Annotated in this window: 3 protein-coding genes; 2 read left to right on the top strand and 1 reads right to left on the bottom strand. The window is 65.4% G+C overall.

The genetic code is table 11. The annotated features are described in order from the left end of the window. On the bottom strand, positions 1-454 hold a 454-nt coding region (locus tag EN742_RS31310; protein ID WP_348632873.1), incomplete at its 3' end, for an endonuclease/exonuclease/phosphatase family protein. A 294-nt stretch (positions 455-748) separates the two neighbouring features. On the opposite strand from EN742_RS31310, the gene obgE reads away from it, so the two are divergent. Both obgE and proB read left to right on the top strand, forming a co-directional pair. Next, complete coding sequence (gene obgE / locus EN742_RS31305) at positions 749-1777, top strand: GTPase ObgE (protein ID WP_127404971.1); 1029 nt, start codon at positions 749-751, stop codon at positions 1775-1777. Positions 1778-1779: 2 nt separating this feature from the next. Further along, positions 1780-2585, top strand: an 806-nt coding sequence (gene proB, locus EN742_RS31300; RefSeq protein WP_128333683.1) for a glutamate 5-kinase, incomplete at its 3' end; no start/stop codon positions are given.

The following is a 2585-nucleotide window of genomic DNA, read 5'->3' as shown; positions in this document are numbered from 1 at the left end:
GGCTTTGACGTTCGACAGGGCTGCGATGGTCGAGATGCGTGGAGTAGAAGCGGATAAAGCCGAGCGGTGTCTCGATCAGCGCCTCGAGCGCGCCACGCTGGAAATTCATCGCCTCCAGGCTGCGGCTGCGCGGAAGGAGAAGGTTGCGCGACAGATGAATGGGTGTCTTCGACAACACCATGTTGCCGAGCTGGAAGGTGGTCGTGATGGCGCGGCCGGCCTCCAGGCGCGAGCTGATATTGACCTCGAAATTGCTGCCATAGGCGGCAAAGTAGTCAGGCAGCGCCTCGCCGAGTTCGGCCACCATGTCGCGGTTGTTGTTCCTGGGGTTGTTGCGGGTGACCTCCTGCAGCGCGATCACGTCGGCGCCGCGCACGGCATCGGCGATGCGGGAAACATCGTAACGGTCGTCGAGACCTATGCCATACTGGATGTTGTAGGTGACAAGCTTCATTGCCGCGCCCCTTCAGTCCCGCCCGCCAACAGTGCTACCGCGTCCTTTGCAAAAGGGCATCCGGCGCTTTAGTCGCAAATCGGCCTCGCGCTGTGCCCCGCCTTGGTTTAAGGCATGTCGAGATTCAGGTGATGCCGGCCTGCAAATGCCGGTTTCCTGCGCTTCCGGTGCTCGCGTACTTAAGCACGCTTCGCTCCGGTTCTCGGAACTCGCCATTTTCGGCTCGGCCTGACCTGAATCTCAACATGCCTTAGAGCAATCGCTCAAGGCCATCAGCAGAAACTCGAAACGACGATGAAATTTCTCGACCAGGCAAAGGTTTATATCCGCTCCGGCGACGGTGGCGCCGGCTCGGTGTCGTTCCGGCGCGAGAAGTTCATCGAGTTCGGCGGGCCGGATGGCGGCGATGGCGGCCGCGGCGGCGATGTCTGGGCGGAGGCGGTCGACGGACTGAACACGCTGATCGACTATCGCTATCAGCAGCACTTCAAGGCCAAGACCGGCACGCACGGCATGGGCCGCAACATGACCGGCGCCAAGGGCGCCGACGTCACGCTGAAAGTGCCGGTCGGAACCCAGATCTTTGCCGAGGACAATGAGACGCTGATCTGCGACATCACAGTGGTCGGCCAGCGCTTCCTGCTTGCCAAGGGCGGCAATGGCGGCTTCGGCAACCAGCATTTCAAGACCTCGACCAACCAGGCGCCGCGCCGCGCCAATCCCGGCCTGCCGGGCGAGGAGCTCAGCATCTGGCTGCGGCTGAAGCTGATCGCGGATGCCGGCCTGGTCGGCCTGCCCAATGCCGGCAAGTCGACCTTCCTCGCCGCCGTCACCGCTGCCAAGCCGAAGATCGCCGACTATCCCTTCACCACGCTCTATCCCGGCCTCGGCGTCGCCCGCATCGACGGCCGCGAATTCGTCATCGCCGACATCCCCGGGCTGATCGAGGGCGCGCATGAGGGCGTCGGTATTGGCGACCGGTTCCTCGGCCATGTCGAGCGCACGCGCGTCTTGCTGCATCTCGTCTCCGCCCAGGAGGAGAATCCTGGCAAGGCATACAAGACCGTGCGTGCCGAGCTCGAGGCCTATGGCCATGGGCTGGCTGAGAAGGTCGAGATCGTGGCGCTCTGCCAGATCGACATCCTCGACGCCGAGGGGCGCAAGAAGAAGACGGCCTCGCTTAAGCGCGCCGCCGGCCGCGCGCCGATGCTGTTGTCGGCCGTCACCGGCGAAGGCGTGGAAGCGGTGCAGCGCGCGCTGATGGCTGTCGTGGCCGAGGCGCGCGACGCGGTTCCCGCTCCCGCCGACACGCGCTGGCAGTGACCATGCAGTCGCTGAAGAAATACCGGCGCATCACCGTCAAGATCGGCTCGGCGCTGCTTGTCGACCGCGGCACGGGGCTGAAGCGCGACTGGCTGGATTCGCTGGCCGACGACATTGCGGTGCTTGCCCATGGCGGCGCCGAAGTGCTCGTCGTCTCCTCGGGCGCGATCGCGCTCGGCCGCACCATCCTCGGTCTTGGAAAGAGGGCGCTAAAGCTGGAGGAGAGCCAGGCCGCCGCCGCCGTCGGCCAGATCGCGCTCGCCGGCGCCTGGTCGGACGCGCTCGGCAAGGGCGGGCTGAAATCCGGCCAGATCCTGCTCACGCTCGGCGACACCGAGGAGCGCCGCCGCTACCTCAACGCCCGCGCCACGATCTCGACGCTGCTCAAGATGAAGGCGGTGCCGGTCATCAACGAGAACGATACGGTCGCGACCTCCGAAATCCGCTATGGCGACAACGACCGGCTGGCGGCGCGGGTGGCGACGATGATGGGGGCCGACCTTTTGGTGCTGCTCTCCGACATCGACGGGCTCTACACGGCGCCGCCGGCCAGGGATCCGCAAGCCAAATTCATCCCGGTGGTCGATCGCATCACCCCCGACATCGAGGCGATGGCGGGTGCCGCCGCGTCCGAGCTGTCGCGCGGCGGCATGCGCACAAAGCTCGACGCCGGCAAGATCGCCAATGCGGCCGGCACCGCCATGGTCATCACGTCGGGCACCAGGCTGTCGCCGCTGATGGCGATCGAACGCGGCGAACGCGCCACTTTCTTCAAGCCGAGCACCAATCCGGTGAAGGGCTACAAGAC

This window comes from Mesorhizobium sp. M4A.F.Ca.ET.020.02.1.1, assembly GCF_004022645.1.
GTDB lineage: Bacteria > Pseudomonadota > Alphaproteobacteria > Rhizobiales > Rhizobiaceae > Mesorhizobium.
Note: the sequence above shows the minus strand (reverse complement) of the source record. Positions and strands in the feature narration are given on the sequence as shown.